The organism is Adhaeribacter swui, from assembly GCF_014217805.1.
In the GTDB taxonomy this organism is placed as follows: domain Bacteria; phylum Bacteroidota; class Bacteroidia; order Cytophagales; family Hymenobacteraceae; genus Adhaeribacter; species Adhaeribacter swui.
Genome location: NZ_CP055156.1, coordinates 4221771 through 4246448, shown reverse-complemented (window position 1 = coordinate 4246448; position 24678 = coordinate 4221771). Strand labels below are relative to the sequence as shown.

At 45.0% G+C, this 24678-nt stretch carries 18 protein-coding genes; 16 read left to right on the top strand and 2 right to left on the bottom strand.

Going from position 1 to position 24678, the window contains the following annotated elements; translation table 11 throughout:
- Nucleotides 1–28: 28 nt before the first annotated feature.
- The 7 genes from HUW51_RS17865 to HUW51_RS17835 all read left to right on the top strand — a co-directional run bounded on the left by HUW51_RS17865 (nucleotide 29) and on the right by HUW51_RS17835 (nucleotide 10942).
- Nucleotides 29–1525 carry a RagB/SusD family nutrient uptake outer membrane protein gene (locus tag HUW51_RS17865; protein WP_185270980.1) on the top strand — a complete coding sequence of 499 codons (1497 nt, stop codon included), beginning with the start codon at nucleotides 29–31 and terminating at the stop codon, nucleotides 1523–1525.
- A 183-nt stretch (nucleotides 1526–1708) separates the two neighbouring features.
- Nucleotides 1709–2776 (top strand): aldose 1-epimerase family protein, encoded by a 1068-nt coding sequence (locus HUW51_RS17860; protein WP_185270979.1) that lies wholly within the window; start codon nucleotides 1709–1711, stop codon nucleotides 2774–2776.
- A 10-nt stretch (nucleotides 2777–2786) separates the two neighbouring features.
- Complete coding sequence (locus HUW51_RS17855) at nucleotides 2787–4010, top strand: cupin domain-containing protein (RefSeq protein WP_185270978.1); 1224 nt, start codon at nucleotides 2787–2789, stop codon at nucleotides 4008–4010.
- Nucleotides 4011–4491: 481 nt separating this feature from the next.
- Nucleotides 4492–5556 carry a sugar phosphate isomerase/epimerase family protein gene (locus HUW51_RS17850; protein ID WP_185270977.1) on the top strand — a complete coding sequence of 355 codons (1065 nt, stop codon included), beginning with the start codon at nucleotides 4492–4494 and terminating at the stop codon, nucleotides 5554–5556.
- Nucleotides 5557–5561: 5 nt separating this feature from the next.
- Nucleotides 5562–6725 (top strand): Gfo/Idh/MocA family protein, encoded by a 1164-nt coding sequence (locus tag HUW51_RS17845; RefSeq protein WP_185270976.1) that lies wholly within the window; start codon nucleotides 5562–5564, stop codon nucleotides 6723–6725.
- Between the two features lie 518 nt (nucleotides 6726–7243).
- Entirely contained in the window at nucleotides 7244–8296 is a 1053-nt protein-coding gene (locus HUW51_RS17840) for a PAS domain-containing protein (protein WP_185270975.1), read from the top strand.
- A gap of 45 nt (nucleotides 8297–8341) precedes the next feature.
- Nucleotides 8342–10942: a PAS domain S-box protein gene (locus HUW51_RS17835; RefSeq protein ID WP_185270974.1), complete on the top strand. Its 2601-nt coding sequence runs from the start codon at nucleotides 8342–8344 to the stop codon at nucleotides 10940–10942.
- A 52-nt stretch (nucleotides 10943–10994) separates the two neighbouring features.
- On the opposite strand, the gene HUW51_RS17830 is transcribed toward HUW51_RS17835, so the two are convergent.
- Nucleotides 10995–11774 carry a 3-keto-disaccharide hydrolase gene (locus HUW51_RS17830; protein ID WP_185270973.1) on the bottom strand — a complete coding sequence of 260 codons (780 nt, stop codon included), beginning with the start codon at nucleotides 11772–11774 and terminating at the stop codon, nucleotides 10995–10997.
- 454 nt (nucleotides 11775–12228) lie between these two features.
- Here HUW51_RS17830 and HUW51_RS17825 point away from each other — a divergent pair, with 454 nt between their 5' ends.
- The 5 genes from HUW51_RS17825 (at nucleotide 12229) to HUW51_RS17805 (ending at nucleotide 20524) form a co-directional block, all read left to right on the top strand.
- The gene (locus HUW51_RS17825) at nucleotides 12229–13392 is read left to right on the top strand and encodes an FG-GAP repeat domain-containing protein (protein ID WP_185270972.1); all 1164 of its coding nucleotides are present in this window, start codon (nucleotides 12229–12231) and stop codon (nucleotides 13390–13392) included.
- Between the two features lie 55 nt (nucleotides 13393–13447).
- Nucleotides 13448–15931 (top strand): DUF1549 domain-containing protein, encoded by a 2484-nt coding sequence (locus HUW51_RS17820; RefSeq protein ID WP_185270971.1) that lies wholly within the window; start codon nucleotides 13448–13450, stop codon nucleotides 15929–15931.
- 660 nt (nucleotides 15932–16591) lie between these two features.
- Complete coding sequence (locus HUW51_RS17815; protein WP_185270970.1) at nucleotides 16592–18058, top strand: DUF1501 domain-containing protein; 1467 nt, start codon at nucleotides 16592–16594, stop codon at nucleotides 18056–18058.
- A 123-nt stretch (nucleotides 18059–18181) separates the two neighbouring features.
- Entirely contained in the window at nucleotides 18182–19246 is a 1065-nt protein-coding gene (locus tag HUW51_RS17810; RefSeq protein ID WP_185270969.1) for an NHL repeat-containing protein, read from the top strand.
- 249 nt (nucleotides 19247–19495) lie between these two features.
- Complete coding sequence (locus HUW51_RS17805) at nucleotides 19496–20524, top strand: restriction endonuclease (RefSeq protein ID WP_185270968.1); 1029 nt, start codon at nucleotides 19496–19498, stop codon at nucleotides 20522–20524.
- A gap of 172 nt (nucleotides 20525–20696) precedes the next feature.
- Here HUW51_RS17805 and HUW51_RS17800 read toward each other — a convergent pair whose 3' ends face one another.
- The gene (locus tag HUW51_RS17800; RefSeq protein ID WP_185270967.1) at nucleotides 20697–21065 is read right to left on the bottom strand and encodes a winged helix-turn-helix transcriptional regulator; all 369 of its coding nucleotides are present in this window, start codon (nucleotides 21063–21065) and stop codon (nucleotides 20697–20699) included.
- Nucleotides 21066–21177: 112 nt separating this feature from the next.
- Here HUW51_RS17800 and HUW51_RS17795 point away from each other — a divergent pair, with 112 nt between their 5' ends.
- The 4 genes from HUW51_RS17795 to HUW51_RS17780 all read left to right on the top strand — a co-directional run bounded on the left by HUW51_RS17795 (nucleotide 21178) and on the right by HUW51_RS17780 (nucleotide 24548).
- On the top strand, nucleotides 21178–22056 hold the full coding sequence (locus HUW51_RS17795; RefSeq protein ID WP_185270966.1) for an SDR family oxidoreductase: 879 nt from the start codon (nucleotides 21178–21180) through the stop codon (nucleotides 22054–22056).
- Nucleotides 22057–22355: 299 nt separating this feature from the next.
- Entirely contained in the window at nucleotides 22356–22715 is a 360-nt protein-coding gene (locus tag HUW51_RS17790; protein WP_317175609.1) for an aldo/keto reductase, read from the top strand.
- A gap of 49 nt (nucleotides 22716–22764) precedes the next feature.
- Nucleotides 22765–23864, top strand: a protein-coding gene (locus tag HUW51_RS17785) for an IS3 family transposase (RefSeq protein WP_394353938.1) whose coding sequence is annotated in 2 segments (ribosomal slippage) — nucleotides 22765–23026 and nucleotides 23026–23864 — 1101 coding nt in all. Because the reading frame shifts where the segments join, the coding sequence is not laid out codon by codon here.
- A gap of 30 nt (nucleotides 23865–23894) precedes the next feature.
- Nucleotides 23895–24548, top strand: coding sequence for an aldo/keto reductase (locus tag HUW51_RS17780; RefSeq protein WP_449369434.1), 654 nt, complete (start codon nucleotides 23895–23897; stop codon nucleotides 24546–24548).
- Nucleotides 24549–24678 lie beyond the last annotated feature (130 nt).

Sequence of the window (24678 nt, the reverse complement as noted above, 5' to 3'; positions counted from 1 at the left end):
ATTTTAAAATTTCAAACTTTTAAATAGAATGAAAAAAACAGTCATATTCACCTTGCTGGTAGGTTCCATGCTGAGCAGTTGCAAGGATGATTTCTTAACCATTGTACCTAAAACCCAACTAAGTTCGGCAACTTTCTTTACCAAAGAGGCCGATTTCCAACAGGCCGTTAATGCTGCTTACGTGCCTTTACGTACTATTTTTAACGATCGGGCCTGGCTTTTGGGCGAAATGCATTCCGATAATACCTACTATGGCCGGAATCCTTTATTCGGGGCTACGGAGCAACAAGAAGATATTGCCGATTTTGCTATCCCGGAAGCCAATGGAGTTACTTCTAACACGCACGTATTAAACCAGTACCGGCAAGATTATTTAATTATTGCCCGGACTAACCAAATTTTATCTACCATTGATAACATAGAATTTGCGGCCGAGTCTAAGAATAATATAAAAGGCCAGGCTTTGTTTTTAAGAGCTTTTGCCTATTTTGAACTGGCCCGTTACTTTGGCAAAGTTCCGTTGCACTTAACGCCGGTAACCAACCGCGAAGAAGCTGCCTTGCCGCTTGCTTCGGAAGAAGAAGTGTACGCGCAGATTGTTAAAGATTTAACCGAGGCCATTCCTATGTTACCGCCTAAATCGAAGCAAGAAGCTGGCCGGGTAACTTCGGGGGCAGCCCGTACTTTACTGGCTAATGTGTACGTGGTACAAAAAAATTGGCCCGAAGCCGAAACTTTACTACGGGAAGTAGTTACAAGCGGCGAATACGCCTTAATTCCGAATTATGCCGATGTTTTTTCTACTTCTACCAGCAATAAAAACAATAAAGAATCGGTTTTTGAAGTACAGTTCCTGGAAGGTTCTGCGGGCTTAAACGGTAACTTTATCTACCAGTTTTTGCCGCGCCCCATGGCAGCCGTTGAGTTGGTAACTATTACAGGAACTTCCAATCCGCAACCCCTGGATGCTGAAGGTAACAATATTCCTACTCCGGATATTATTGCGGCTTACGAACCTGGCGACCTCCGCAAAGATGTTTCTGTAGGTTTTATTACTTTAAGTGGCAGCGCCCGCAGCAACAAAGTGTATCCTTATATTAAAAAATACGCTAAAACCCATGCTTTACACAACAATACGGGTACCAACTGGCCGGTTTACCGGTACTCCGAAGTATTGTTATTTTTAGCGGAAGCCCTGAATGAGCAAGGTAAAACCGGCGAAGCAGCCACTTACCTGAACCAGGTGCGCAGCCGGGCCGGCTTAGGCGAAGCCACCGGCGACTTGCGCGAAGCAATTTACCAGGAACGGCGCGTAGAGTTAGCTTTTGAAAACAAACGGTGGTTTGATTTAGTGCGCACCGGGCGGGCTATAGAAACCATTACAGCTTACGGTAATCGCATTAAAGCCGATCCGCAGGCTTATTATTACCCGGAAGGTAGCACCCCCCGAAGCCACGCCTTCAGCAACATTAAATTATACTATGCTTTACCAGCCGATGAAGCTGCGTTAAGTCCCTATTTTTAAAATTTTTTATTTGCAACTTTTCTACAAAGCAACAAAGTGAGCTTCCCTCATTTTGTTGCTTTGTTCCGTGATGCCAATAGCTCATTTGGCCGTTTGGCTTAATCGTTTAAAGGGATTTCCCGATTTAATTTTTATTTGTAAAGTAATCTTTATAGTTTATAAGCCCATTAAAGCATACTAGATTTGGCACTCCAACCCTGGCATCAAAAAATAGCTAACCCTACGCAATTAGGCGGCATTGAAACCGCAATTCTGGACAATGGCTCCGGCAAAGGCACCCGCATCGCCTGGATAAATACCGGCACCGGATTACGGTATAAAGTAGTGCTGGACCGCGCCATGGACATTGCCGATGCCTTTTTTAACCAACACAGTCTGGCCTGGATTAGTCACGCCGGTGTAACCTCCCCGGAACCTTTTTCGAACCATGGCCTGGAATGGCTCCGCACTTTTGGCGGTGGCTTAGTTACAACTTGCGGATTATCGCACTTTGGCGGCCCCGAAAACAGCCCTGCCGGCGAACTAGGCTTACACGGCCAGATTAGTAATATCCCCGCCGAAATAGAATCGATTATTCAACCCGATATTTTTACCGGCCAACTGCAGATGCAACTTACCGGCCGCATGAAACAAACCCAGGTACTGGGTCCCAGCCTGGAACTGAAACGCACCATCACCAGCACCCTGGGCGAAGCTAAAATTCAAATTCAAGATACGGTTATTAACCGGGGTAACCAAACGGCACCGCATATGCTGCTGTACCATTGCAATTTTGGCTGGCCCCTCGTGGACGAAGGCACCGACCTCATCTGGTCGGGTAATTGGGAATCGCCGGGGGAGGTAACCGAATCCAAGATCTTCCAAGAAGGCAAAAATTTTAAAAAATGCCTGGCCCCTTTAGAAGCGCACGCCGGCACTGGCGAAGAAGTAGCTTTTATTCAGATAGAAGCCGATAAGGCGGGCGTTTGTACCGCCGGTTTGCATAACGCCCAACTGGGTATTGCCCTGGCATTGCGATTCCCGAAGAGTCAACTGCCCTGGTTAACCAACTGGCAACACTGGGGCAAAAACGAATACGTAACCGGCCTGGAACCCGGCACCAACCCGCCCATTGGTCAGGGTAAAGCCCGGGAACAAAATACGTTAATTTACCTGGAACCCGGCGAATCCCGGCAGTATTACCTGGAAATTGAAGTACTCTCAACCCCAGAATCTATTGCCCCTTTTATACAGAATTATCAAGTTAATTAAATTAAGTTTAATGGAAACTAAGGAAAAATTAAGTTTAGCAGCCAAAGCATTAGAGCAAGGAAAAGGCATTTTGCGGTTAGCTCCCACCTGGGTACCCCGTTCGTTTTGCGTACCTGGCCGCCGCATAAAATTGCACCCCGATGATTATTACGTACTCGGCGGCGAGCGGGGCGGCATTGACGAACGCTGGTTATCGTCTACCACCCCGGCGCAAAATGGTCCGCTTACCGGCGAAAACGAAGGCTTAAGCGCCGTGGTTTTTAACGATGGCTCCAAAGACCAGCAAATCTTACTAAAAGATGTAATTGACGAGTTAAAAGGCGAAGTAATTGGTGAGCGCCTCTGGAACGAATACCAGGCCTGGCCAATGTATTCTAAGTTTTTCGATAACATGGGTCCCCTGCCCCACCACATTCACCACAGCGACGAGTACGCGGCCATGGTGGGCCAGGCCGGTAAACCCGAAGCCTACTATTTCCCGCCGCAACTGAATAACCACGGCGGCGATTTTCCTTATACGTTTTTTGGTTTTGCCCCCGGTACTACCAAAGAACAAATCAAAGAATGCCTCCAGAACTTTACCAAAGGCGATAACAAAATAACCAATTATTCTTCGGCTTACCGCCTAGAGCCCGGCACCGGTTGGGACGTGCCCCCGGGAATTTTACACGCGCCCGGCAGTTTGTGTACCTACGAGCCGCAAAAAGCCTCCGATATTTTTGCCATGTACCAGTCGTTGGTAAACGAAGCTATTATCCCGGAAGAACTGTTGTGGAAAGGAACTCCCGAAGACCGCAAAGGCGATTACGACCTGTTAGTAGAAGTAATCGACTGGGAGGCCAACGTGGATCCCAACTTCATGCAAAACCATTTTATGCGGCCTAAACCAGTAAAAGACCTAGCCGAAATGCAAGCCGAAGGCTACATCGAAAATTGGATTTGCTACAAAAACGAAGCCTACAGCGCCAAAGAATTAACCGTATTGCCCGGCCAAACCGTTACCATTAAAGATGCCGCTGCTTACGGCTTAATCGTAATGCAAGGCCACGGCAAAATGGGCGTATGGGATATTGAAACGCCGGCTTTAATCCGCTACGGCCAATTAACCAACGACGAGTTTTTCGTGAGCGAAAGAGCCGCCCAAGAAGGTGTAACTATCACCAACCCATCTAACAACGATCCCATTGTAATGCTGAAACACTTCGGCCCGAACAATCCGGACTTGGTGCTTTAGCATTTTGGATGTTAGACACTAGACACTAGATTATTAAAAAATCATCCTTGGAGCAAGTCACGTAACGCTCGACTTTCATCAAGGATGATTTAATAGAGCAATACCGATGGAGAGTGATTCTGCTGCGCAGCTAAATAGGTTTCTTCTGGAAAACACTGTGAATGGAAATTTAAATTTTTAAAAATTTGAATTTACTTCGTCAGCGATGCAACAAACAGCTTCAGCCAGGTGCAAGGAACGACGCTAAACTGTCTGAGCGTTCAGCGAGTTTTTAGCGTCTTGACTTTTTTGGTTCTTTTTGTGTCAAGACAAAAAGAACAAGAAGCGAGCAATGAAACAGCTCCACTTAGAAATAAAGTAACTCAGCCAGCTATGCGAACGAGAACCAACTGGCAAAACACATAAGCTCTATAAAGCGCTTTGCGAATAAACCATTAAGGATTAATAAATTAAAACTTACAAAAATTTAAAAATTAGCCTTATGACTGACAATAATTTTCCTAAACTCCATAACGCCACCTGGCCCGGCCTGGTAGGCAAAGGTCCGGATTCCGAGCCGGTAATTCCGTTCGATACCATGTTGCAAATGACGGCCGCCGCCGAAGTAGACGGCGTGAAATTCGACGGCATCGACATTGGTCTCATGGACCCGCACATTAACATCGACAGCAGCGATGATGACATTAAACGCCTGGCCGATAAAGTGGGTAATTTAAACCTGGTAATTGGCAGCATGGTAGCTCCTATCTGGGGCGGGCCAGCTATGGGCAGTGAGGCCGACCGCAAACAGTTTGTAGAAAGTGTGCGGAAATCCTGCGTATTCGGCCAAAAACTGCGCGACTTAGGCGTGCGGCCGTACGGCGTAATCCGCATCGACTCGGCTAGTTCGCCGCAAAGCTGGGCCGTTGATCCGGTAAATAATTCCAAACTGATTGTGCAAACGTTTCAGCAAGCCTGCGACGTAGCCGCCGACTTTGGCGAGAAACTAGCCGCCGAAGGGGAAATTTGCTGGGCGGGCATGCACAGTTGGCGCGCCATGATCGAAACCTTAGAAGCCGTAAACCGGCCCAACATGGGTTTCCAAGCAGATATGGCACATACTTTATTGTACCTGATGGGGTATAACAGCCCCCAAGACCGTATTTTACCCGAAAATTACGACTGGAGCGACCGGGAACCTTTAACTGCCGGTTTAAAACAATTAACCGCCGCGCTGCGCCCCTGGACCATCGATTTCCACGTGGCCCAGAACGATGGCACCGTGTTTGGCTCCGGCTCGCACGATAAAACCGGCCGCCATTGCCAGGCCCTCGACCCAAACGGTAAATTAAACATTGTGGAAGATGCCGGCCACTGGCTGCGCGACGAAAACGGTCAGTTAACGAAGGCTTTCCAGCACATCTGCTGGGATGGTTGCATGTTCCCGAATCAGGTAATGAACAACCAACAAACCTGGAACGACATATTAGCCACCATGATTAAAGTACGGCAAGCCCACGGCTGGAACGAACCCGTGGCAGTGAAAGAAGAATCATTAATCGGATAATTAAAATGAGTAATAAAAAAGAATTAAGAATTGGATTAATTGGCGGCGGTTTTATGGGCCGCACGCACACCAACGGCTACAAGCGGGTAGGCGATTTTTTTCCGGAACTAGAATATAAACCCGTGTTAAAAGCCGTATGTACCCGCAACGAAGCCCGCGTAAAAGCTTTTGCCGAGCAATGGGGTTACGAATCATACGAAACCGATTGGCGAAAAGTAATTGCCCGCGACGATATTGATGCCATTGATATTTGCACGCCCAACGATACCCACGCCGAAATAGCCATAGCCGCTGCGGCTGCCGGTAAAATGATTTTGTGCGAAAAGCCTTTGTCGCGCACCTTAGCCGAAGGCCAGCAAATGGTAGATGCCATTCAGCAAGCGGGCGTACCCAACACCGTTTGGTATAACTACCGCCGCTTACCGGCCGTAACTTTGGCCAAGCACATTATCGATTCGGGTAAACTGGGTAGGATATTCCATTATCGGGCTAACTTCTTGCAAGACTGGACCATTAGCGCGGATATTCCTCAAGGCGGAACGGGCACCTGGCGCCTGGATGCCGAAGCCGCTGGTTCCGGGGTAACCGGCGATTTACTGGCACACTGCATCGATACGGCTTTGTGGCTCAACGGCAGCATTACCGATGTGTCGGCGGTTACCGAAACTTTCGTGAAAGAGCGTACCCACGCTTTAACCGGTCAAAAGCAAAAAGTAGGTATTGATGATGCCTGTATATTCCATTGCCATTTCGAGAACGGTTCTTTAGGTTTGTTTGAATCTACCCGTTACGCTCGTGGCCACAAGGCTTTGTATACGTTTGAGATTAACGGCGAAGAAGCTTCTATCCGATGGGATTTACACGACTTAAACCGCCTGGAATACTTTGATCACCGCGACGAATCCGTAGTGCGGGGCTGGCGTTCCATTCACGTAACCGATGGCGATCAACCGTACATGAACAAGTGGTGGGTACCAGGTTTATCCATTGGGTACGAGCACAGCTTTGTGCACCAGGTAGCCGATTTCTTAAAAAGTCTGGAGAACGGCGAACCTTGCTCCCCTACTTTTCAGGAAGCTTTAGAAACCCAAAAGGTATGCGAAGCGGTGCTGGAATCGGCCGCCACCCGCAGTTGGAAAAGCATTGAAGTGGACGAACTGGTAAAATAAGGAAATACATTTTAGAGCAACAGTCCGGATAAGGCGCTTCCTTTAAGAGGCACTTATCCGGACTGTTTTTTTAAATTTTACTCCATTTTTGATTTAATACAAAGAACCTGAAGGTTAAACCTTAATGGTATAAACCTGACAGTTTTTGATACCTTCCGGGTTTGCACTATAAAAGGTTCTTTTTACATTTGATTATCACTTGCCTTTAACAAGACAACCAGATTGCTTTTTTTAAAATAAAGAAAATTTAAAATTTACGGCTGTAACATTCATTCCGGACTGGGTTCATCCCCTTTTCTTCTCCTACTAATTTAGCTTTTAGGCTGGCTTAAGCCATTATTCTCCTGTATAATTTAACTATCAACCGGCGAAAATTCCATAAAATTTAAAACTAACACCTACCGTATTTCTCCGGAGGGTGTATAAAATACAGCAAATTTTATAGTATATAATCCTGTAACAATAGCTAAGTTTTATTGTAATTTAATAGATTACAAAATTGTTTCAGCTTAAAATTAATGCCAGTAAATAAAACCAATACCACGTACCAAAACCAACTGCCAGAAAATGGACTTGCCCCACCGGTACCAGCAGAGCCGAGCACGCATTTAACTAAAGTAATTACGGCTTTCCCGGACCCTTACCTGCTGCTAAAACCAAATTTAACGGGGGTGGTGGCATCTGCTGCTTTTTTTAAAATAACCGGCACTCAGCCGCATAACTGGGTAGATCAGAATTTTTTAACGGCCTTTTCCGGTCTGTTGGTACAACCGGTTCCTGCGTTACTGGGCAATCTTCAAACGCTTTTTGATCAGGCACTTTCTACTAAAACGGCCCAGCAAGTGGCTCCTGATAGTTTTCAAATCCGCTCATCCGAAACTGCTAACAGTAATTTTACCTTGCAATACTGGGGATTTAGCGTTAGCGTCGTGCTCGACCATGCCGGAGCCGTAGAATACCTGCTTTTTAAGATAAACGACCTGACTGCGCAAAAAAAGGTAGAACAGCAATTGCAGGAACAAGCGCATTACCTGCGCCGGATTACCCAAACCGTGCCCGATATGGTAAGTGTGATAGAACTGCAAACCGGGCAGGCACAATTTTTAAATAAAGAAACTTTTATTAACCACGGCTTTGATCCGGAGGCAATGCGCACCTCGTCTGCCCGGGAACGTGCCGAAATAATTTACCCCGACGACCGGCAGGTTTTGCACGAATATTTTAAAAAATTAAGCAAAGCCACCGAAGAGGAAACCATTATGGCAGAATACCGGGCCCGGAACAGCCTGAGCGAATGGATGTGGTTTCATGTGCAAGGCAAAGTTTTTCAGAGAAATAATGCCGGCGAAGTTACTCATGTTTTAAATGCCATCGAAAATATTACGGCTCGCAAAAACGCCGAGCAAGAAGTACTCCGGCTGAAAGATGCCATCAACCGGCGGGCTACAGATAAATACCTTACCTTATTCAACGCCATAGATGAAGGTTTTAACATTATAGAAGTCATTTTTGATGACAACGGGAAAGCGCATGATTATGAAATTTTAGAAGTTAATCCGGCGCAGGAATAGCTCATGGGCTTGGGCAATATAACGGGGAAACGGGCGAAGGAAATAATGCCAGACCTGGAAGAACATTGGTTGCATAAATTTGAACAGGTAATAAAAACCGGCCAGGCAACCCGGTTTAATCATTATCTGGCTGGCTTAGACCGGTGGTTTACCATGTATGCTACCCGCCTCGGAGATGAAAATTCCCGGCAACTTGCCTTAGTTTTTAATGATATTACATCTCAAAAAAAGGCAGAAGAAACGCTTAGGCAAAGCGAGGAACAAAAAACATTCTTGCTTAAATTAAGCGATGTGCTTCGGTCAATACAAGACCCGGTTAAAATCCAGGAAGTAGCAGCTCAGGCGGCCCTGGATTATTTTAAAGCCGACCGCTGCTATTATTGCGAAATACAAGGCGATAAGTCCATTATCCGGCAAGATGCTTTCCGGGGGAATTTACCTTCTGTAAGTGGTACGTATGCTCTTAGCAGTTTTCCGATCTTTAAAGCGGTGCTACAAAAAAAACAGCCGTTTGTAATGCCAGACGTACACACTACTAACCTGCTGGACGATGACTTAAAGCAGTTGTGCTGCCAATTAAAGGTAATTTCCTTTATTGATATTCCGGTAGTTAAAAGCGGTAAGCCGGTGGGAATTCTTTGCATAACCAACTGCAACCCACGAAACTGGACTAACTCAGAAGTTGATTTGGCCGAAGTGCTGGCCGAACGTACCTGGGCCGCCGTGGAGCGGGCCCGCGCCGAAGAAGACCTACGCCAATCCGAAGCCCGTTTCCGGTTAATGGCCGACGCGGTTCCGCAAGCCATTTGGCTTACCGATGCGCAGGGCCAAGTAGAGTTCATTAATAAATGGTGGACCGATTATGCCGGGGCGCCTTTTAAACCAACTAGTGTGGCAGAGATTACTTCCCGCTTTGTTCACCCGGAAGATGCGCCCAAAGTAGAAGCCGCTTTCCAAAAGGCACAGCAAACCGGTAAAGGTTTTGAAGTAGAACAACGTAATTTATCCGCAAACGGAGCGTACCGCTGGTTTATTAACCGGGGCGAGCCGTACCGTAACCCACAAACCGGCCAAATTGAAAATTGGGTGGGCACCAGCGTTGATATTCACGACCGGAAGCAAGCCGAAGAAGCCGTGCGGCGTACAGGTGAGCAATTGCGCAATTTTAATACTTTATTGGAACAACAGGTAACCGAACGCACCCAGGCCCTAAAAGAAAACCGCGACCGGTTACAATCGGTATTCGATACTACCCTGCTGAGCATGTCTATTCTGGAAGCCGTCCGGAACGAAAACGGGGATATCACGGATTTTAAAATCAAGTTTGTAAACAAAGAGTTTGAACAGGTAACCGGTCGTACGGATCTGCTGGGAAAGTTTTTAATAGAAGAATTTCCGGGGGTGAGCACCAGTGGTTTGTATACGGCCATGCTCCGGGTAATAGAAACCGGTAAACCAGACCAGATGGAGTATTTTTACCCCTTCGATGGGTTTAATAATTGGTACTCAGCCATGTTTGTAAAACTTAACGATGGCTTAGTGCTGAGTAACCTGGATATTACCGAACGCAAGCTGGCCGAAGCGGAACTGGTTAAAAACCTGACCTTGCTGCAACAAACCGAAGAACTGGTAGGCTTGGGAAGTTGGGAATTTAACCCCGAAAACGCGGAATTTAAATGGTCGGAGGGCATGTACCGTTTGTTCCGGGTAAAATGCGGCACGCCCGTGCAACTGGAAACCTACCTGGATTATGTTGTAACCAAAGACCGGCCCAAAGCCGAGAAGATTATCCGGTTAATCCGGCAAAAAGCCGATTCTTTCGAAGAAACATTACGGTTTAATATTAATGACCATACCCAAACCCTGAAAGTAAAAGGTATAGCGGTGAAAGATGAAGCCGGGGTAACGGTTAAAATGCTGGGCCTGATTTTAAATATTACGGAAATTAAAAATCTGGAAGAAGAAAATTTAGTGCTCCGGCTACAACAACAAAAAGATTTACTGCTGGCCATTCTGGAAGCCCAGGAAGAAGAAAGAAGAAGAATTTCGGAATCGTTGCACAACGGCGTGGCCCAGATTTTATACGCGGCCCAGCTAAGCCTGGAACAAGCCGTTTCCGCTACAATTCCGGCTACCCGGGCCGAGTTGAAAAGCATTTTAAATAAAAGCGAAAACTTAATTAAAGACGCCATCCGGGAAACCCGCCAAGCATCGCACGAATTGGTACCGCTGTTGTTGCAGGAGTTTGGGCTGGATGCGGCTATGAAAAATTTCTGCGAACGGTTTTCGCATACAGGGTTGAATTTGTCATGCATTGGACTGGAGCAACGACTGGAAAAACACCTGGAATTAGCGATTTACCGGATTACTCAGGAACTGGTAAACAACATTGCCAAACATTCCGGCGCCACCCGGGGCCGGGTAGAACTTTTCCGGGAAGGCGAAAGCTTAATTATCGAAGCCCAGGATAACGGCAAAGGCCTTAACTTAAACACTACCCACCGGAAAGGCATTGGTTTAAAAACCATCCGGGATCGCGTAAACCTTTTAGGCGGTACCCTGTCCATTGAATCGGAGTTGGGCCGGGGCACTTTAATTACCATTATCTTGCCCATGCAAACGCCCCGGATAACAAATCTGGAATAAAAAGGGCCAGATTAAACTTTAGAATCTGGCCCTTTTTTTAAATTTTTTGCTTTTACAATTGTTTCAAACGCAAGTCTTTGTATTGCACTTTCATGGGCGGCCCCACATGTACCTGCACGCCCAGCAAACCTTTCATTTTGCGGTTTACGGTGTCATTATCGGTTACGTCGCTCATTAAAACGCCGTTTACGTAGTGCTGCAGCCGGTTACCTTTTATAATTAAATGAAACTCGTTCCAATCGTTAGATTTAATTAAAGTTTGCAAAGAATCGGATTTTCCTAAAGAGCCGGTAACTTCGCGCGCTTGCCAGGCATTATTCTTTACGTTAGCCCGGAAAGATGCCGGATCCGAAGCATTGGGTTGGGTATTTACCGTTACTTTTTCGCCGCGGTAAGCCAGGGTGGTGCGGCCCCGCTCTTCGTAATTTTGCCCGGTATAGCGAATCTTCCCGTCAATATCGGCTTGGTACCCTTTTAAAGCAAACGGAATATCGGTGAGTTGTTCGCTGCGGTAGTTAATGCCGGTGTTGCCATCTTCGGTTATCCGGAACGAGCCTTTTAATTCAAAATCGGCGGGCGTGCCGCCTTTCCAGATTATAAACGAATTGGTTTTTAACAAAGTAGCCGGCGTAATTTCACCCACTAAAGTACCTTCTTCTACGCGCCAGTATTTGGTATCGCCATCCCAGCCCTGCAAATTTTTGCCGTTAAAAATAGATTTAAATCCGGCTTCGCTTTGGCGGCCCGACCGGGCCGTTTGGCAACTGCCGGTAAGTAAACCTACGCACAATACCGCTACCGGAATTCCGGTAAAAAACGCTTTCTTAAACATATTGCTATTGATTTATTTTTTAAATTTTTAAATTTTAGACAAACCATCCGGTATTTATTAAGCCGCCAAACCCGGTAAAACGCCGGATTTTACAAAATTAATAAACCGAATGTTTTGCTAATGTATTTGTTAACCCAGGGATTTCTATCCTGTCCTATCCTGCTTGGGTGTTATTTGCCCTTAATATTCTGGTAGTGTGTTAGATTGCCGGCCAGTAAAAATAAAAGCAATTCTATTTTTAAAATTTTAAAAATTACAAATCAAAACAAAAGCCCAAGGCAACCAAAGCAGGATACAACAGGATAATATTTTATGGGTTAGTACTCAATTTTAGAAACCAAGTAAACAGGCTGCCCCATTTTATGGCAAAAATTAATTTACCAGAAAATAGCTAAGTCAGTCCTGTTCCCTTTTTTTTAAATTATAAGTTAATCCACTAAACTACATTTTGTTCATGCGCCAAACGGTTCTGCTCGGTATTCTGCTGTGTTACTTTTCTTTTCAGACCACTGCCCAAACGAAAGAAAACAGTGCTAAACCGGGCAGCCGGCCCGTTAAATTTTTAAAAAAACAAATTGCTGCCGAAAGTTTTGAAACTGTAGCCGTGTTTGACGTAAACCAGGATAAAATTCCCGACTTGGTTTCAGGGGCCTATTGGTACGAAGGGCCGCATTTTTTTAAACGCCACACTATTGGTACGGTAACGCGCATTAACGAATACTGGGACGATTTTTCGACGGTAGCGCTGGATGTGAATAAAGACGGTCGTCTGGATTTTGTAACCGGCGGTTGGTTTGGCAAAACCTTAATCTGGCGCGAAAACCCCGGCAACGATAAAGAATGGCCCGAACACGTGATTGCTAAACCCGGCAACATCGAAACCACCCGTTCCTGGGACATCGACGGCGACGGCACACCCGATATAATCCCCAATACGCCCAACGATTCGTTGATCATCTACCGATTAAGCGCCAATACGCCGGGCAAGTTTACTAAACACCGCATTACCGGTAAACACGGCCACGGCTTAGGTTTCGGCGATATTAACGGAGATGGGCGCGGCGACTTAGTAGTAGAAAACGGCTGGCTCGAGGCTCCGGCGCAACCATTTACTCAAGCCTGGACCTTACACCCGGATTTTAAACTCGGTACTGCCAGCGTGCCCATCCTGGTAGTAGATGTAAACCAGGACAAACTCCCCGACTTAATTGTGGGCCAGGCACACGGCTACGGCTTGCATTGGTACGAACAACAAAAAGATAAAAAATCTAAAAAAACCACCTGGGTAAAACATCCCATTGATTTAATTAACTCCCAGTACCACACCCTGGAATGGGTGGATATTGACCAAGATGGCCTACCCGAATTAATTACCGGCAAACGCTACCGGGCCCACAACGGCAACGACCCCGGCGAAACCGACCCGCTGGGTTTATACTACTTTAAATGGAACGGCGAATCGTTTACCAAGCAAGTAATCAGCTACGGTCCGTTTGGCGAAGGCAAAGGCGCCGGCCTGTACTTCAGCGTCGCCGACCTGACGGGTTCCGGCCGCAAAGATATTGTGGTGGCCGGAAAAGATGGGCTTTATGTTTTTTATAACCAAGGAAGTGAGTAACTTACTAATTGCTAAGTAAAATTCCGCAACTACCAGAACGAACAGACCCATTAACATGAAATTTAAAAAATCAGCGCTGTTCCTGCTCTTGTTTGCTTTTATACTAGGCCCTGCCCTGCTGCTTCCGGCCGGCGCAGAGCCTTTATTTGCAACTCCAACTACGGAAGGTTTTTGGCTCTGGAAATTACTGGGGCGCTTGCACCCGCTGGCAGTTCATTTTCCGGTTACCTTGCTGTGTCTGGCGGCAATTTTAGAAATAGCTACCTTCCGCAATTTTACGTCGCGTTTGCGACCCGGCATTGATTTATTGGTACTGATTGGAGCCATTGGCGCGGTAATATCGGCTTTGTTTGGGTGGCTGTTAGCCGGTCAGGAAGATTACGCCGGCGAACTGTTGGCCTGGCACCGCTGGACTGGCGTGGCTACTGCCGTATTGGGCATTCTGGCAGCCTTGCTTTTGTACATCATCGAAAAACAAGAACGCTGGGCATTTATTAAGATTTACCGAAGTGTTTTAATATTTACCGCCCTAGCCGTTACCGCTGCCGGCCATTACGGCGCTTCTTTAACCCACGGCGATGTTTATTTAACCAGCGTGATGCCCTGGACTGATGATTACGAAGCTGCCCCGGCCCAGGATAAAAAATTTAACCTCGTAGCTATTCAGGAAAGCGGCAACCTGGATGCCAACAAAGAACTGGAGTTGAACGTGCAGGTGCGGGCTATTTTTGCCCATAGTTGCTACAAATGCCATAGCGCCGATAAAATTAAAGGTGAGTTGCGGCTCGACCAAAAGGATTTAGTTTTTAAAGGCGGTAAATCCGGCCCCATCATTGTGCCGGGCCAACCTGATAATAGCGAACTAATCCGGCGCATTACCTTGCCACGCAGCCACAAAGAATCCATGCCGGGCAAAGGCAAAGCCCTCAGCACAGAAGACATAGCCCTGATTACTTATTGGGTAAAAAAAGGCGCGCCCTGGCCCGACAAAGGACAGAAAAGCATTTTCCGGGTAGCCGAACTTAAACCCCGCACACCAGCCTTACCCCAAGCTACCGAAAATTTAAAAAATCCGGTAGATTTATGGGTAAACCAGTATTTTTTAAAAAATAAAATTTCCTGGCCCGAACCCGTAAGCGACCGCACCTATCTGCGGCGCATCTACCTGGATATAATCGGCATGGTGCCCACTCCGGAAGAAGTGCAGCAATTTACCCAGGATAAACGGCCGGATAAACGAGCACAGTGGGTACAAAAATTACTAAACCGCGACCAGGATTACACCCTGCACTGGCTTACTTTCTGGAACGATGCCCTGCGCAACGATTACTCCGGCACCGGTTACATTACCAACGGCCGTTATAATATTTCGGATTGGTTGTATAAATCCCTGGAAGCCAACAAGCCTTACAATCAGTTTGTAAAAGAACTTTTAAACCCTTCGGATGCCTCCAAAGGATTTATCAGTGGCATTCAGTGGCGCGGCGTGGTAAATGCCAGCCAGCGCGTAGAAATGCAAGCCGCCCAAAACGTATCGCAGGTGTTGCTGGGCTTAAATTTAAAATGCGCCTCGTGCCACGACAGTTTTGTAAGCGACTGGAAACTAGCCGACGCCTACGCTTTCGCTAACGTATTTGCCGACTCGGCCCTGGAAATAAACCGCTGTGACGTACCAACCGGCAAAATGGCCGACACCAAAATCTTATGGGAAGAACTGGGTACCATTGATAAAAACGCCCCGGTAAAAGTAAAACTGCAACAACTCGCCGACAACCTGGCCAAACCCCAAAACGGCCGTTTGTACCGCACCATCGTGAACCGGGTATGGGGCCAGTTAATGGGCCGTGGTATTGTAACTCCGGTGGATGCGATGGACAACGAACCCTGGAACCAGGATTTACTCGATTGGCTGGCATCGGATTTTGCAGCCCAGGATTACGACGTAAAAAAGCTGATTTACCTGATTACCACGTCTAAAACGTACCAGCTACCCTCCGTGGGCGTAAAAGATGTGAATTGGATAAACTCCCCGGATTTTAAATTTACAGGGATGCTGCGCCGCCGCATGTCGGCGGAGCAATTTGCCGATGCCGTGAGCAGCGTAATTCAACCGGTTTACGCCGACTCGGCGGTGCAATACAACCCTGCCGGGAAAGATAAACCTAACCCGATTAAGACTCCGTTTGTGCGGGCTTCGCTGGTAAAAAACGACGGCTTTTTAACTGCCTTAGGCCGCCCGAACCGCGAAACCGTTATTACCAGCCGCGAAACCCAGGCCAACCTGCTGCAAGCGCTGGAACTTACCAACGGCAAAAAATTTAATCAGGTACTGCAACAAGGCGCGCAAAACTGGCTTACCCGCTACCCGCAATCAAATATTTTAATCCGGGAAGTATACCAAAAAGCATTTAACCGCGCCCCCTTGCCCCAGGAACTGTCAGCCGCCCAACGCATGCTGGGCACTCAACCTTCCGCCGAAGCCACACAGGATTTCCTCTGGGTCATCGTGATGCTCCCGGAATTCCAGTTTATTTATTAATTAGTTGGAAAGTTGGAAAGTTGAAAGGTTTAAAAGTTGCAGGTTGCAGGTTGGAAGGTTGCAGGTTGGAAGGTTGCAGGTTACAAGTTGCAGGTTAGAAGAGTTTAAGATTGAAATTTTTTAAAATTTGGCTGTTTCTGCTGGATCGAGCGTCCACGCTTGTGTCTACTATCCGGTAGACCTCTGGCCGGGTGAACCGAAATACAATAACGAAGAGTTACACGAAAGCAAAAAACGAAAATACACGCAATCTACCATCGGCCAGAGGTCGGACGATAATCATCACGAGCGAAGACGCCCGCGATAGTATATTTTATAATTTAATTTTTTAAAATTCTGCTATCTAGCTATGCAATAAATAGCTTCAGCCAGGTGCAGAAAACGACGCTAAACTGTTCGAGCGTTCAGCGAGTTTTTAGCGTCTTGACTTTTTTGGTTCTTTTTGTGTCAAGACAAAAAGAACAGAACCTCAGCTATGAAACAACTTCAATTGGCAATCAAAGCTAGGACAGTGGCTATGCGAACGAGAACTTTTAAGCTTATCTGCCATTAATTCGAAAGGCACGGAAGTAAACCCGCGCCATAGCAGGGCAAATTAACTCCCTAGTAGGTATAATTTAAATTAAGAAAGTAGCTTTTTAATCAAACTTCTTTACCACAATGAAAGCAAAATGGGACCGACGCGAATTTTTAAAAACCGCCAGCGCCGCAACCCTCGGCGCCTTAGCCGCGGGTGCCCCGGTATCCGGGTTGCTAACTGCCTGTAAAAGCGACAAAAACCAACAAGTACTGGAATCCGAAGCGGTAAAAAACCAGATCGGTCATTCTAAAGCCGACACCGTCATTTTATTGTGGATGGCTGGCGGCATGGCGCACACCGATACCTTTGACCCAAAACGCTACACGCCCTTCGAGAAAGGCATGGACTCGAACCGGGTGCTGAGTACTTTTAAATCGGTGCCTACGGTGCTGGACGGCATTCATTTTTCGGAGGGTCTGGAGTCTATTGGGCAGGTACTGGACAAAGGTACCTTAATCCGGTCGTACGTGGCGGCAGATCTGGGTTTTATCTTGCATTCGCGGCACCAGTACCATTGGCATACTTGCTACGAACCACCGCAATCGGTGGCGGCACCGCATCTGGGCGCCTGGATTGCGAAGGAACTAGGTCCGAAAAATCCGGTTATTCCGGCCTTTATTGACATCGGCCAACGCTTAACTTTGGGCGAAGGCGAAGAATTAAAAGCCTTTCATACTTCTGGGTTTCTGGGTAATGAATTTGGTCCCTTCATGATTCCGGACCCTACTAGCGGTTTGGATAGTGTGAAGCCACCCGTAGGTATGTCGTACAAACGTTTCGAAAAGCGGAATCAATTGTACAACGATTTAATCAGCGAGAGTGCTTTTGGTGAGTTTGGCAGCAATTACCAAAAAGAATCACTTAAAAGTGCCATGGAGCAATCGTACATGCTGTTAAACTCGCCCGAAGCCAAAGCCTTTGACCTGAGCACCGAGCCGCGCGAATCGTACCAGGTATATAATACCGGTAAATTTGGTTTGGGATGTTTGCTGGCCCGCCGCCTCACCGAAAAAGGGGCCCGATTTATTAGTGTTACCACCGAGTACGTTCCTTTTATGGGCTGGGACACGCACGAAAACGGCCACACCCGCCTGCGCGACATGAAAAAAGAAATTGACGGCCCCGTAGCGCAACTCATCAAAGATTTAGATAAAACCGGTCACCTCGACCGTACCCTGGTTATTTTGGCCAGTGAATTTAGTCGCGATATGATGCTGGAAGGCCGGCCCGGCGCCGAAGTAAAACACCAGGTAGACCAGCCCACGGTAATCAACGACATGAAGAATTACGGCATGCACCGCCATTTTACCGATGGTTGCTCTATTTTAATGTTTGGGGGCGGCATAAAACAAGGCAACGTATACGGCAAAACCGCCGACGAACGTCCGTGCAAAACCATCGAAAAACCGGTTAAGATTGATCAGGTGCACCAAACCATTTACCATGCCTTGGGCATTGCCGAAGATGCCCACGCCATTGTGGAAGAACGGCCTTTTTACACCACCCCCGACGGTTTAGGCAAACCCGTGATGGAATTATTTGCTTGATACCGGCCCATTCGGTAAATTAAAAATTCTTTGTACACTAGTTTGGTGAGAAATGCCGGGTGAACCCATGAACCTGGTAATAGCCTCTTAAATCAATCCGCTAAAAATTAAAAATTTAAAAAAATGAGCCTGGATAACACCCGTCGTACCTTCCTGAAAAAAACCGGTTCTGCTTTGCTGGCCAGCACCCTATTCCCGACTATTTGGGTAAAAAAAAGTTTAGCTAAAACTACGGCGGTAACCATTGGGCATAACTCGCACCGGTACCGGGTAGTAGAAGGTTGGGGTGTTCTGGATGCCGGCAAAAACCCGGTAAACGATTGCCACGAAATGGTGCAGGATGCCCAGGGCCGTTTAATTTTGCTCACCAACGAAACCCGCAACAACGTTTTAATTTATGATAAATCGGGTAAGCTGCTCGAAAGCTGGGGCACTAGTTACCCTGGCGGGCACGGCCTGACCTTGAGCAACGAAGGCGGCGAGCAGTTTTTGTTTCTCACCGACACCGACCGCAACCAGGTAATTAAAACCGACCTGAAAGGCAAAGAAATTTTAAAATTAGACTATCCGCGCGAGAATAAAAGCTACAATCATCCGGGCGAATTTAAACCCACCGAAACCGCCATTAATCCTACTAACGGCGATATTTACGTGGCTGACGGCTACGGCTTAAATTTTATTACCCAATACAATGCCAAAGGCGAATACATCCGGCATTTTGGCGGCAAAGGCACCGCCAACGAGCAATTTGATTGTTGCCACGGGGTACTTTACGATAACCGCGACGCGAAAAACCCCACCTTGCTCATTACCGACCGGTCGCATACCAGCTTAAAGCGCTTTACCCTGGATGGTAAATACCTAGCTACCATTCCGGTGCCCGGTTCATTTATCTGCCGGCCCATAATCAAAGGCAAAAACTTGTACGCTGCCGTGTACCGCAGCACTTCCCAGGATTACCCTAATTCCGGCTACATCACCATTTTCGACGAGAAAGACCGGGTAATTTCCACCCCGGGTGGCACCGAGCCCAAATACGTGAAAAACGTATTACAGGAACAGCAAAAAGACCGCAGTTTTACCACCTTCATGCACCCCCACGACGTTTGCGTAGACAACGACGAAAACATCTACGTACCCCAATGGGCTTCTAAAAAAACCTACCCAGTTAAACTGGAACGGGTTTAAAATTTGATAGTATTTCACGACTTGCTATTGTATCGGTTTCCGAGATTAGGTTTTAGTAGTTAATTACAGATTTATTTTGCTTTGTTAAACTAAAAATAAAACATTAGAAAACGGCAATACTCCGTTTATCCCGCCACTTATGGAGTATATGTGGAATAATCAAGTAAAATATAATGCAGATAACCGGAACAACTCCGTTTATCTGCTAGTTGGTGGCAATTTGTTGTGAGACGTTAAACTTCTTAATAAATGAAAAATGTAACAAACTCTAATTCGACGTACAATGAAATGTACGTAGCTTTTGCCATGGAGAAAAACAGTACGCAAAGGTTTGAGTTAATTACTGGTTTTCATCCTTTTGAAAAAAGAATGCTGACTGAACGAGAAGAACGGCAGATATTCTCATTTTTATCTTTGGTTAATCATACTGAAATAATTAATTCAAAAGTTGATTTAGACTATATAAAAACCGCGAAATTGTATCTAAAATTATTTCCAGAATTGCATAATTATTTAGGCACATCAGAACAGTCTTTTTATAAAAAGTTATGGCAAGTAGTTTTAAACGAGGTTTTACCTGTTAAAATTGGATACGTTTTCAGCCCGTATGCGACAGCAACAAGAACACTTCTGAAAGACAAAATTGACAAATTTAAGAGTGAGTTTCATGATTTGAGTTATCAAGATTTACGGACGAAGAACAAAATAGTTTGGACTATGCCCTTTCCTGCATCAAGTGAATTTGGTGTAGTAGTAGAAGAGAAAGTAGGAATCGGCAGTGCTTTGAAGGGAGGAATATCAATAAATCAATTTCCTTCCGGCTTTTTATCCAACTATCTACTTAACAGCCAACAATCTTTTGATAAATTATTAAATGCTAATCAATTTGAAGAATTGGTTGGAGTTGTATATGAAAATGAAGGCTGGAAGATTAAGAGAACAAAGAAAACAAGAGATGGCGGAAAGGATTTGATAGCCACGAAAATTACTGACAGCGGTGAGAAAATTATGGCTTACATAGAAGCTAAAAAACCGGATAAAAATAAAATTAAAGTTGAACAAGTAAGAGAATTTTATGGCGTAATAAGAGATGAAACAAATAGAGGCTACTTTGTAACATCTTCTGTGTTTACCCGTGATGCAAAAAGATGGCTACAGAAGAAATTAAATTTGGCTCCTGTAACAATAGAACTAATTGAAGGAAAAGAACTAATATCAAAACTGAGCAAGTTGATTGATGGAAATGCGTTCACCTATTTTCATAATACAACTCCTTGACACTGTTAATACTGTCACCAACAGTGTCTTTATAAAATTGTGGCTGGACGAATGGGCATTCGGCTTTAAATCGTTATTTTGCTTTTGTAATTAATTGAAACAGGCGTTTTTCAATTGCCACAACTTCATAAACACTTTAACGTTAGCTGCAATTTTCGAACGACAAAAGTTTCTAATACCAAACATTCCTTCGATGCGTCAACCCCCAGTCAATCATAGTATCTATAAGATTAAGCAAACTTTTACCAGATTCTGTTAGTTGATATTCAATTAAAACCGGGGTTTGATTATATACTTTACGCACCACAATACTATTTATCTCCAGTTCTTTTAGTTCTTTAGAAAGCATGCGGGGGGTAATTTTTTCTATATTATCCAGTAAATCTTTAAACCGGATTTTGCCACGTAATAAAGAAGCAATAATAGGCAACTTCCACTTGCCGCTAATAACGTTCATCGTATCTGTTAAAGCTAATACATAGTTTTGCGGGCATCGCTCGGATGCTCCTGCTTGCTGTACAATTTCTTTAAAATCATTCATCTTTATTAGTTTATATAATCCACTATACAAAAGTATACTACTTATTATTAATAACAAAGTATAAAAAGTATAGTAACCTCCATAGCTTTGGCACTTCATCAAAATAATAATTATGATTTTAGTTACAGGTGCAACAGGGAACTATGGTTCGAAAGCCATAGCCCATTTATTAAAAAAGGGAGTAGCCGCAACCAATATTGCAGCCTTGGTAAGAAATGAAGAAAATTACCAGGTGTTAGCAGAACAAGGAGTTATTATTAGAATAGGCGATTATGCTGATGTTGATTCAATGGTAAAAGCTTTTGCAGGAGTGGATAAGCTATTATTAGTTTCCAGTAATGACCGAGGTGCAATTGAAAACCGCACAAAACATCACATCAATGCCATAACAGCTGCTAAACAAGCTAATGTTAAGCATATTATTTATACCTCTTTTGTCAGAAAGAATGGTCATGAAACTTCTGCTATTGCTGGTTTTCAGAATTCTCATGTAGAATCCGAAAAGTTTTTAAAAAAAAGTGGTATAAACTACACTATTCTGCAAAACGGCATTTATCAGGAAATGATCTTGGCCTTCATAGGCGATAAAGTTACTGAAACAAGTACTATTTTATTTCCGGCACAAGCTGGTAAAGCAAGTTGGGTTCTGCGGGAAGAACTTGCTGAAGCAGCCGTTGCTATATTAACTACCCAAGGGCATGTAAACAAGACTTATGCTTTAACCAACAATACATCGGTAAGTTTTGAGCAAATAGCTACCTTTATCTCGGAAGCTTTGGGCAAAGAAGTAAAATATCTTTCTCCTGATGTGGAGGCGTTTAAAGCCATCTTGGAAAAAGCAGGTGTGCCGGAAATGTACATAGGTATGTTTATTATGTGGGGCACTGCGGTGGCAGAAGGGATGATGGACTTGGAAGATAACACTTTAGAATCTTTACTAGGCAGAAAGCCAACCAGCGTGAAACAATTTATAGAAAAGATTTACAGTTAATTTCTTCTGCCTTTTAATTTAATAGGTTGCTGAAATAAACGTGTAATTTCAACAACCTATTTGGTTTTATACTTAATTTGAAAATAACTATGGCCAACACAACCTAAAAAGCATTAAAACGCTTTTTAGCCGCGGCCTGTTAGTGGCAATGGCAGCATGACACCCAACCAACAGAAACCCTAACAATCGTTCCATACAATTTAACTACAAGAAATACCAATCCGGCTACACTTTCTCGGATGTCAATTGAGAATTTTGCAATTGATATTTAAGTCAGTTTCAAAAACAATTAAAAAATTATGCAAAAAAGAAAATTAGGGAACAGCGGATTAGAAGTTTCGGCATTAGGGTTTGGCTGTATGAGTTTAAACTTTTTGGACGGCAAGGGACTTGAGAAAAAGGAAGCAATAACACTACTGCGCAACGCAGTTGAAAGAGGCATCACATTTTTTGATACCGCAGAGGCCTATGGACCTTATACCAATGAAGAAATTGTGGGCGAGGGATTACAACCATTGCGTAAAGATGTTGTGATCGCAACAAAATTTGGTTGTAAAGACGCTAAACCAACAACAGGTTTAGATAGCAGACCAAAAACTATCAGAGCAGTAGCCGAAGCGTCATTAAAAAGATTGAGAACAGATTGTAAGCTTCCCTGAAAATAGAACTGTTTGAGAAGAGAAAAAAATTTAACTTAGAACAGTGCTTATGAAAAGAAAAACCTTCAGTCCCCAACAAATTGCCAAAATCCTTAAGGAGTTTGAGGAAGGCAAAAGCGCCGCCGAGATTAGCCGGGAGCATGGCCTGAGCCAGGCAGCTTTTTACAAATGGCGGCAGCGCTACAATGGCATGGATGCCACGGAACTCAAACGGCTCAAGGACTTAGAAGAAGAGAACCGACGGCTGAAAGCCATGTACGCCGAACTAGCCTTGGATCTAAAGCTAGCCAAAGAAATCATTGAAAAAAAGCTTTGAAGCCCTGCCAAAAGCGACAGCTCGTGGAAGAGGTGTACCAGCAACCACAAGCCGGCATCAGTAGGGCGTGCCGGGTATTGAACTTAAGTAAGTCGGTTTACTACTATCAAGTTGTTAAAGATAACCAGCCGCTGGAAGAAGCTTTACGGCAGAAAGCCGAGCAGCATCCCCGCGAAGGCTTTTGGAAAGCTTTCAGGCGGTTGCGCCAAGAAGGTTATCTCTGGAATCATAAACGGGTTTATCGCATTTACAAGGCTATTGGATTGAATATCCGGCGCAAAGCGAAAAGGCGCTTACCCGCCCGCACTCAACAGCCCTTGCAAGTACCAGAGTCGTTGAACCACACTTGGTCGATTGATTTTATGAGTGATGCTTTGGAAAACGGGCGAAAGTTCCGCTCCTTCCATGTCCTAGATGATTTTAACCGAGAAGCACTGCACATGGAGGTAGACTTTTCGTTGAAGAGCAATCGGGTAGTCTGGGTACTTAATCATTTGATCAGGCGAAGGGAAAAACCAAAACAGATTCGAATGGATAATGGACCAGAGTTTATTGCTAGCTTAATGACGGAATGGAGCCAGATGCAAGGCATTGAGTTGATTTATATTCAACCCGGCAAGCCGACCCAGAATGCTTTTGTGGAACGCTTTAATGGCACTTTCCGGAGGCAGGTGCTAGATGTCTACATGTTTGAAAACCTGGAGGAAGTAAGAGAAATTACTTCTACTTGGGTAAACGACTATAACCATAAACGACCACATGATGCTTTAGCCGGAATGCCACCCAGTGAGTACGCCAGAAAAAAACAATTAGAACTAATATTATCTGCTTAACCAAATTTATACTTTTACCCAGTTCTAATAATGGGAAGCCGACAAGATTACATTGATTTGTTCTATCAGCACAGAGTTGACCCAAATGTTCCAATAGAAGATGTTGCAGGAACGGTGAAAGACCTGATACAAGAGGGCAAAGTAAAATATTTTGGTTTGTCCGAAGCAGGTGTAAAAAATATTCGCAAGGCACATGCAATTCTGCATGTAACAGCATTACAAAGCGAATACTCTTTGTTTTGGCGTGAACCCGAGAAAGACATCATCTCAACGTTAGAAGAGTTAGGAATTGGTTTCGTTCCGTTCAGTCCATTGGGCAAGGGTTTCCTCACAGGTACAATAAACACAAAATTACCGGATATAGACCGCAGGAATATCATTCCTCGTTTCAGCGAAGAGAACATAAAAGCCAATCTAGCTTTGGTGAACGCACTTGCTGAAATTGCCAAACAAAAAAACATTACACCGGGGCAGTTAGCCTTGGCCTGGATATTAGCACAAAAACCTTGGATGGTACCAATACCAGCAACTACTAAATTGCATCGTTTAGAAGAAAACATCGGCAGTATAAATGTTGGATTAACAGCCGATGAGCTTGCAAAGATCGACGCAACAGTAAATGCCATTACACTTGTGGGTGACCGATATCCTGAGGTTTTAGAAAAGCAAATAGATAGAGAGTAAAGTAAAACAAAGTGTGGTCAATTACAAGATAATACCAAAAAGAGGCTGTAATTGACCACACTTTGCTTCCGGCATTGTAATGATCCGTTGTTAAACAGATTAATTACATTTTTAACAGAAGAAATGTAAC